The organism is Pedobacter sp. AC402, from assembly GCF_979252805.1.
In genome coordinates, this window is record NZ_CEEDAI010000012.1 from 41947 (window position 1) to 48915 (window position 6969).

General features: G+C 35.1%; 7 protein-coding genes, 3 tRNA genes and 1 pseudogene. 5 read left to right on the forward strand and 6 right to left on the reverse strand.

The features are described from left to right. Positions 1 to 100: 100 nt before the first annotated feature. Genes AC0IWE_RS22715 through AC0IWE_RS22725 form a run of 3 tightly spaced genes read right to left on the reverse strand, consistent with a single transcriptional unit; the run spans position 101 to position 1540 of the window. The gene (locus AC0IWE_RS22715) at positions 101 to 460 is read right to left on the reverse strand and encodes an RNA-dependent RNA polymerase family protein (protein ID WP_471794857.1); all 360 of its coding nucleotides are present in this window, start codon (positions 458 to 460) and stop codon (positions 101 to 103) included. Further along, positions 441 to 1268, reverse strand: coding sequence for a helix-turn-helix domain-containing protein (locus AC0IWE_RS22720; protein ID WP_471794858.1), 828 nt, complete (start codon positions 1266 to 1268; stop codon positions 441 to 443). The genes AC0IWE_RS22715 and AC0IWE_RS22720 overlap by 20 nt, the downstream gene beginning before the upstream one ends. Beyond that, positions 1265 to 1540 (reverse strand): hypothetical protein, encoded by a 276-nt coding sequence (locus AC0IWE_RS22725; RefSeq protein WP_471794859.1) that lies wholly within the window; start codon positions 1538 to 1540, stop codon positions 1265 to 1267. The genes AC0IWE_RS22720 and AC0IWE_RS22725 overlap by 4 nt, the downstream gene beginning before the upstream one ends. 808 nt (positions 1541 to 2348) lie before the next feature. Between AC0IWE_RS22725 and AC0IWE_RS22730 the strand changes: the two genes are divergently transcribed. Together AC0IWE_RS22730 and AC0IWE_RS22735 are read left to right on the forward strand one after the other, a co-directional pair. Beyond that, positions 2349 to 3206, forward strand: a complete 858-nt coding sequence (locus AC0IWE_RS22730) for a hypothetical protein (protein ID WP_471794860.1) — start codon at positions 2349 to 2351, stop codon at positions 3204 to 3206. A gap of 44 nt (positions 3207 to 3250) precedes the next feature. Next, the gene (locus tag AC0IWE_RS22735) at positions 3251 to 3928 is read left to right on the forward strand and encodes a deaminase (RefSeq protein ID WP_471794861.1); all 678 of its coding nucleotides are present in this window, start codon (positions 3251 to 3253) and stop codon (positions 3926 to 3928) included. A gap of 463 nt (positions 3929 to 4391) precedes the next feature. On the opposite strand, the gene AC0IWE_RS22740 is transcribed toward AC0IWE_RS22735, so the two are convergent. The 3 genes from AC0IWE_RS22740 to AC0IWE_RS22750 form a co-directional block, all read right to left on the reverse strand. Then, positions 4392 to 4463, reverse strand: a tRNA-Glu gene (locus tag AC0IWE_RS22740). A 250-nt stretch (positions 4464 to 4713) separates the two neighbouring features. After that, a tRNA-Glu gene (locus tag AC0IWE_RS22745) sits at positions 4714 to 4786 on the reverse strand. Positions 4787 to 4857: 71 nt separating this feature from the next. Continuing rightward, positions 4858 to 4935: transfer RNA gene (locus tag AC0IWE_RS22750), tRNA-Met, on the reverse strand. A gap of 116 nt (positions 4936 to 5051) precedes the next feature. Between AC0IWE_RS22750 and era the strand changes: the two are divergent. The 3 genes and pseudogenes from era to AC0IWE_RS22765 form a co-directional block, all read left to right on the forward strand. Beyond that, positions 5052 to 5963: pseudogene (gene era, locus AC0IWE_RS22755) on the forward strand (GTPase Era). Positions 5964 to 6079: 116 nt separating this feature from the next. Next, a complete protein-coding gene (locus tag AC0IWE_RS22760) occupies positions 6080 to 6487 on the forward strand; it encodes a TlpA family protein disulfide reductase (RefSeq protein WP_471794862.1) in 408 nt (135 codons plus the stop codon). A 156-nt stretch (positions 6488 to 6643) separates the two neighbouring features. Then, positions 6644 to 6969, forward strand: a 326-nt coding sequence (locus AC0IWE_RS22765) for a GTPase (RefSeq protein WP_471794863.1), incomplete at its 3' end; no start/stop codon positions are given.

Below are 6969 nucleotides of genomic sequence, written 5' to 3' on the forward strand. Positions count from 1 at the left end.
GATGTCCGATCTAGAAAATGTATGTTAAAGCCTCGACGAGATATTTTGATAGCTATGAATTAACTTTATGTATAAAGTTAATGTATTAAAAAGCTGTTACTTAATTCTTCACACCAGCATTAATTTTTGTTTTTACAAAAGCCGTTTTTGATTTACTAATCTTATGAACTCGGTGGTAGTAATTTATCGAACCCCTTGCCACTGCGCTCTCTTTATCCTCCAACGAATCGATTTTATCTTTAAAAGCTTGTGATAAATATATGCCGTTGTTTTTAACGATGACATTTGTTACTTTAGGCATTTTTGTTTGGTAAAATGTTTTGTTATGACTGATTTTAAAGCCCTTGTCGGTTATAATTTTTATAAATGAATTTATTAAAGGCTTGAAGTCAGACTTTCCTGAAATGGTTATGTCATCAACAAAAGTTGTGATTGTTAAACTATGTTCTTTCGCAAGCATTGCAAGAGAATTTCCTGCCTCTGTAAATACTAAATTTGCTAAATAGGGGCGATGTTGGCGTGCCTTGAGGAAGCATACCTTTGTAAGTAGTTAGTTTCGTTAGGATTTGTGAGATTGTTGGTGAGAAACCCTTTTTTATGAAAATGGCAAAAATCTGTTTATGGGTTATGCCAGGGTAAAAGTTCCTCAGGTCTGTATTAAAAAAAAACTTATTTTCCTGGTGCATTTTTGCATTCAAAACGTTATCCCTTTTTGCAATTCCACCGAATGCGTAGTTAGGGAGCTTTATTGTTTTTAAAAGCTGATTATAAATTCTTTTCTGAACGGTTTTTAGTAGGGTAACGCTAGGGTAGAGATCTCTCGTTATGGGTTTACCGTTTTTGTCAAATAATTGCTCTCCTTGTTTACCGAGCTTTGGATTACTAATCAGATAATAATACTTATCTATGTTATCCAAAAGATGGTTAAGGTCTTTTGCGTTAATATTTAGAATACCTAAAAGCTTTGGAAGGTCAAGCATGTTTTTAAAAAAAGATTCAATCATCCCTTTGATTGATGGAAGGATTATGTGAAAGGCATCACGCTTTTTAGGATCTATGTCTTCCTCAGTCATCGAGTGAAAAAATAATACTGGTAGAGGTGTACTTAATTCTGCAGCAATGGTTTTAAGTACGCTTAAAGCTGGCTCTTTCTGGTTACTTTCAATTTTTGATAAATAAGCCTGTGTAAGGTTACATTTAATAGCAAAGTCATTTTGCTTATACCCTTTTTTAATTCGAATTTGTTTAATACTACTACCTATGTTCATAATGTAAGGTTTGATAAAAGTAGGAGTGCCAGTTTAAAATAAGTCCTTAAAGTGATCGATAAGGAAAATACTCTCAGTATTGTTTCCAGTACTTTAACAAATACTTGTGCTTGATTTTCTAAGTCAGGCTCAGCTTTCGATTTCTCTAATTTGTTAATACAATCATTTAAAAGAACTTGTTCTTCAACTGAGAACGAATAACGGTCTTTTGAAAGGATGATTCTTATTCCATTAATAAGATCATCGTTGTTTTTAATGCTATTGTTTTGCATAATATTGAATTTAATTTGAAGGCATTATTGCCTGCTTCTTCCAATTATGCTGTAATTAAATTCACAAACGTTATTCGTTACTCACCCCTACAGAATCCTGCTTCAATTATCAAAAACAGATTTTGGTTTAATACAGATTACCGAGTTAAAACTTCGATAGTCCAGTCAAGTCACGTACTCATCAGCCTCGTCAGCGTTACGGGGTTTAGTCGTTACGGAAAGGTAGCGTAGAATTCATGATCGCCCAAAAGACCTAAATAGGCTGTATATTTCTATACTTTACGATTTGAATTAATTACATTAATTAAAAACATTTCAAAGAACTATGATACAAATGTAAATTATATTCCTGACAGTACAAAATAATTTATTAAAAATATTTCTATGGAGCATAAAATCTCCTTTATTATTTTGATCTTCACAACATTCAATTGATTCATTAATAGGTTTCATTGTGAAAAAAGCCTAAATAAATTGGTAAACATATGGATAGGATATCTCATGTGAGCGATAATTATGTTCTTTAATTACACCTTGAAATTAAAATTTTTATTTGTAATCATTTCAAATGATCTTGTGATAATTGCGGAAGCGTGGTCAGCGCCAATTTTATTTTCTTTGTAAATTAAATAGGATTAAATAATACATTTTATATGCTCTACATATTTTCCACTCTGTTTTTTTGGGAATATTCTTTATACCTGTAAACTTTTAAATTTTTCAGAATTGTTTCGGTATTTTTTTATCTTTAAAATCTATTTATAAAATCAATAATTAATGTCTCAAGCTTTAAGGGTAATAGCACCCAATGAAACAAACCGTGGTTGAAAAAAAACCAACACTTACAAAATCAAAAATACATAACACTCTTACTGAGGAACTTGTCATAGGAATCTGTGCTCCGATTGGGTCGACACGCGAACCAGTTATTGAAGAATTAAAAAATCAATTAACAAATGAATATGGCTATGATGTTAGAATTCTTAAGCTTAGTGACTATATAGCCCAACATCAGCCTACAGCCGATATTAATGTTGTTGGGCAAACGCAGGAATTTACTAAATTAATGGCAAAAATATCTTCTGGAGATGACCTACGTAAAAGAACAAATGCGGCTTGCCTAGTTGAACTTGCTATTTTAGAAATTCTCACAGAAAGATTTGGTTCAGTACCACAAGACGAAGACCTTGGTTCTGTAATAGAGCAATTAGAGGGACGTAGAATTTGCTACATCATTGACTCTTTAAAACATAAAGAAGAGTTAGAGTTGTTGAGGTCAACCTACAATGATATATTCTATCTGTTTAGTGTGTTTTCTCCATTTGAAGAACGAACAAAAAATCTTCAAGATAAAAGTTTAAGTAAAAATGAGATAGAGCGTCTTATCAACACAGATGAATTTGAAAATAGTAAGCATGGTCAGAATGTTAGAGATACTTTTGTAGATGGAGATTTTTTTCTACGTGTTTCAAATCAAAACCTGGATACAATACCTAGAAAAGTAAAAAGATATTTGGATGTTGTTTTTGAAAGCGCAATCGTAACACCCACTTCAGACGAGATAGCTATGTATGAAGCTAAATCCGCAGCAGGAGATTACAGACACGCCTTCTCTAGGCAGGTTGGAGCTGCTATTACTAATCAGCATTGGAGAGATAATCTCTAGAGGTTGGAATGATGTCCCTAAGTTCGGAGGCGATTTGTATAAGGATGGGGAACAGAATGACGACAGGGGCTCTTGTAAGTGGCTTCTGTAGTAATGACATTACAAAAGACACTGTTACAGAAGATATTTTAAATAGCATTATCAATAACGAAGAATTAAAAAATAAGATACCTTCATTAAATGATATGGTGAAAGGAGACGACCTTTATACAGCTTTTGAGGCTACCATTCGTAGAAATTCTAAAATTAAAGATTTGATTGAGTTTTCAAGGTCAGTGCATGCAGAAATGCACGCGATTATTATAGGAAGTCAATTAGCAGGCAGTAAGATGATTGGCGGAAAACTATTTTGTACTACATATCCATGTCACAATTGTGCAAGGCATATTATTGTTGCAGGTATTAAGGAAATTTTTTATATTGAGCCATACAAGAAAAGTTTGGGACTGACCTTACATAATGATGCGATAACAGAGGATGAAGAATCTGAAACAAAAACTAAGATTTTGATGTTTGATGGTGTAGCACCTAGGAGGTTTTTACAGTTTTTTACCTTAAGCAGTCCTAGAAAAGATGAATACGGCAAAACTTTTTTCGTGAATAAAAAGATGCAAAAACCAAAAACTAGATTAACTTTGCAGGCCTTGCCAACTTTGGAGATGCAGTCTGTGCATTCTTTGAAAAGTTTTGGTCTATTAAATGAACAAATAATTAACTCATAATGAAGAAGCAACAACAGTCTAAATCACAAGAACAAATGCAGTTATCATTCAGTTTTAATTCTTTTAATAATTGCACTAATACAAAAATAACCAAAATAGTTCAACTTAAAGATTTTCAGAAAAAAAGTCTGTAATTGGCTATGTTCTTAGAAATTCAAAGTCTTTCTAATATCCCAAGTAAAGGATTTCCAAATCATACCCGAATACCAATACTAATCAAGGTATTGTTGTATTTGGGTATGTAATTTTTTTATAAAAAAAATTGAATTGATATTCTTTCTATAATAGTTTATAGAAATTATAGAGCTAACCTATATATTCTTTATTTACTAGAAATTTTTGAGTTGACCTCAAAAGATATTCATAAAAAAAATTGAGGTGTTAAAATGGCTGTTAATTAGGTCTAATCTAATAAAAAAAGCGCTGATTCAGTTGTATTAAACTGCTTTTCAGCGCTTTCAAGTAGCCCGTCGGGGAATCGAACCCCTGTTTCCAGAATGAAAATCTGGCGTCCTCACCCCTAGACGAACGGGCCATTTTCAGTTTTATAATTTAAGTCTTCAATTTGCAATTAACTGCCAATTGAGAACCACCAACTGAATTGGTAGCGGGGACACGACTCGAACGTGCGACCTTAACGGGTTATCGAGCCCCGACGAGCTGCCAAGCTGCTGCCCCCACCCCGCACTCTCATGTATTTTTTAAAGGTAATACCAACCTCCAATTTTGCAGTATTGAAACTGATAAAAAAAACCGCCTTGAGCCGGCATCTGCTGCGGTTTTCGTAGCCCGTAGGGGAATCGAACCCCTGTTTCCCAGAATGAAAATCTGGCGTCCTCACCCCTAGACGAACGGGCCATTTTCAGTTTTAGATCTTTAGTTTTTCAATTTGCAATTAAAACTGCCGAATTGAGCACTACCAACTGAATTGGTAGCGGGGACACGACTCGAACGTGCGACCTTTCAGGGTTATGAGCCCGACGAGCTACCAACTGCTCCACCCCGCACTCTATACAACTCGTTTTTTTGTTTGAATTAAATCCTTAACTCTGTTTCCGAATTGGAATGCCGAAAGATATAATTCGTTTCTTTGTGCTGCAAATTTTTTTTAAAAAATATTTTAATGGCGCATAAAGCAGGTTTTGTTAGTATAATAGGTAAACCAAATGCAGGTAAATCTACCCTCATGAATGTGCTTGTAGGCGAGCGACTTAGCACTATAACTCCTAAGGCACAAACCACAAGGCACCGCATTTTAGGGATCGTAAATGAAGAAGATATATCAGATTGTTTTCTCTGATACACCAGGTATGATCAAGCCAAAATACAGTTTACAAGAAGAGAGTATGATGAGCTTTGTGAACAGAATCTCTGACCGATGCCGACGTACTTTTGTTCGTAACCGACATTAATGAAGAGTATGATGAAGAAGATGTTCTGGAGAAAATTCTGAACCGCAATATCCCAACAATTGTACTCATTAATAAGATTGGATAAAGCAGAGCAGGAAAAGGTAGAAGAGAAAATTGCTTACTGGCAGGAAAAGCTAAATCGACGGTTGCGATTTATGCAATTTCTGCTTCACATAAACACAATGTCGACGGATTATTGGATCGTATGCTGGAAATGTTGCCAGAACATCCACCATATTACGACAAAGAAGATTTGACAGATCGTTCAGAACGTTTCTTTGTTTCAGAAATCGTTCCGCGAAAAAATCTTCCTTAATTATCAGAAAGAAATTCCCTACAGTACCGAAGTAATTGTGAAGAGCTTTAAGGAAGAGGAAATGAAAAATGGTAAAGGTGCAATGGTCGAGGATTGCTGCAGAAATTGTGGTAGAACGCGATTCGCAGAAAAACATTTTGATAGGCACAGAAGGAGTAGATATGTCTAAAGAAAGTAGGTACCGAAGCGCGTTTAGAAATTGAAAAGTTTTTGGATACCAAGGTTTTCCTGGAAATGTTTGTCAAAGTGATTCCGGATTTGGAGAAGTAAAAAGAATTACTTAAAAAGCTTTGGTTACGACAATTAATTTCGATTTTTATTGTATGAAAAAAAGTTTAACGTTTCTCTTACTACTGATCTGTACAACAGTTTTCGCCCAGGAATCGAATAATGGGAAAAAATTGTGGGCAAAATCCATCCTGAATGAAAAAGCACCAGAACTTGTTGGTGGAGAAATGGATCTCAAAAAAGCCAGATACCAAAGGCAAATTCGTACTGATTGATTTTTGGGCAACCTGGTGTGGCCCGTGTAGGGCGTACATTCCTACTTTGAACGATATTCAGAAAAAATATGCTGATAAATTGGTGATTATTGGTGTTTCTGATGAAACTGTAGAAAAAGTAGAAGCTTTTAACAACCCAAAGATCAATTATTTTGAAGCCATTGATACCAAAGGAACAGTGAAAAATTTAATTGAAGTAAAAGGTATTCCGCATACCATTCTAATCGATCCGAAAGGAATTGTAAGGTGGGAGGGCTTTCCATTGTTGCAAGGAAACCAATTGACCGAAGAAGTAATAAAAGGACTTTTAGATAAGTATAAAAATTAATATTAATGAAGGTTACGAAAATTAAGCGTACCTTTGCAGCCCGAAATAAATCGGTTAGTAGTTGATAGTCAATGGCTGATAGCCAAATAGTTTTGAGCAGCTTGCTCAAACACCACGACCGTTAACTATAAGCCATTAACTATCAATAGAACACCCATGAGTAATATTATAGCCATCGTAGGCAGGCCAAACGTAGGCAAGAGTACCCTTTTTAACAGACTAACTGAAAGCCGTAAGGCCATTGTTGATGACATGAGCGGCGTAACCCGCGACAGGCATTATGGAGTGGGCGAATGGACGAACAGACAATTTACCGTAATTGATACCGGTGGTTATGTTGCCAACTCGGAAGATGTTTATGAAGCAGCCATCCGAGAGCAGGTAATGATTGCCATTGAAGAAGCCAGTGTGCTGGTTTTTATGGTTGATGTAACTACAGGTATAACCGATCTTGATGATGACATTGCCCAGGTCTTTGGCCA

Bases quoted from the DNA above. Each gene is read 5' to 3' on its own strand.
- AC0IWE_RS22715 (WP_471794857.1), bottom strand. From the start codon at position 460: ATGCTTGCGAAAGAACATAGTTTAACAATCACAACTTTTGTTGATGAC.
- AC0IWE_RS22720 (WP_471794858.1), bottom strand. From the start codon at position 1,268: ATGAACATAGGTAGTAGTATTAAACAAATTCGAATTAAAAAAGGGTAT.
- AC0IWE_RS22725 (WP_471794859.1), bottom strand. From the start codon at position 1,540: ATGCAAAACAATAGCATTAAAAACAACGATGATCTTATTAATGGAATA.
- AC0IWE_RS22730 (WP_471794860.1), top strand. From the start codon at position 2,349: ATGAAACAAACCGTGGTTGAAAAAAAACCAACACTTACAAAATCAAAA.
- AC0IWE_RS22735 (WP_471794861.1), top strand. From the start codon at position 3,251: ATGGGGAACAGAATGACGACAGGGGCTCTTGTAAGTGGCTTCTGTAGT.
- AC0IWE_RS22760 (WP_471794862.1), top strand. From the start codon at position 6,080: ATGAAAAAGCACCAGAACTTGTTGGTGGAGAAATGGATCTCAAAAAAG.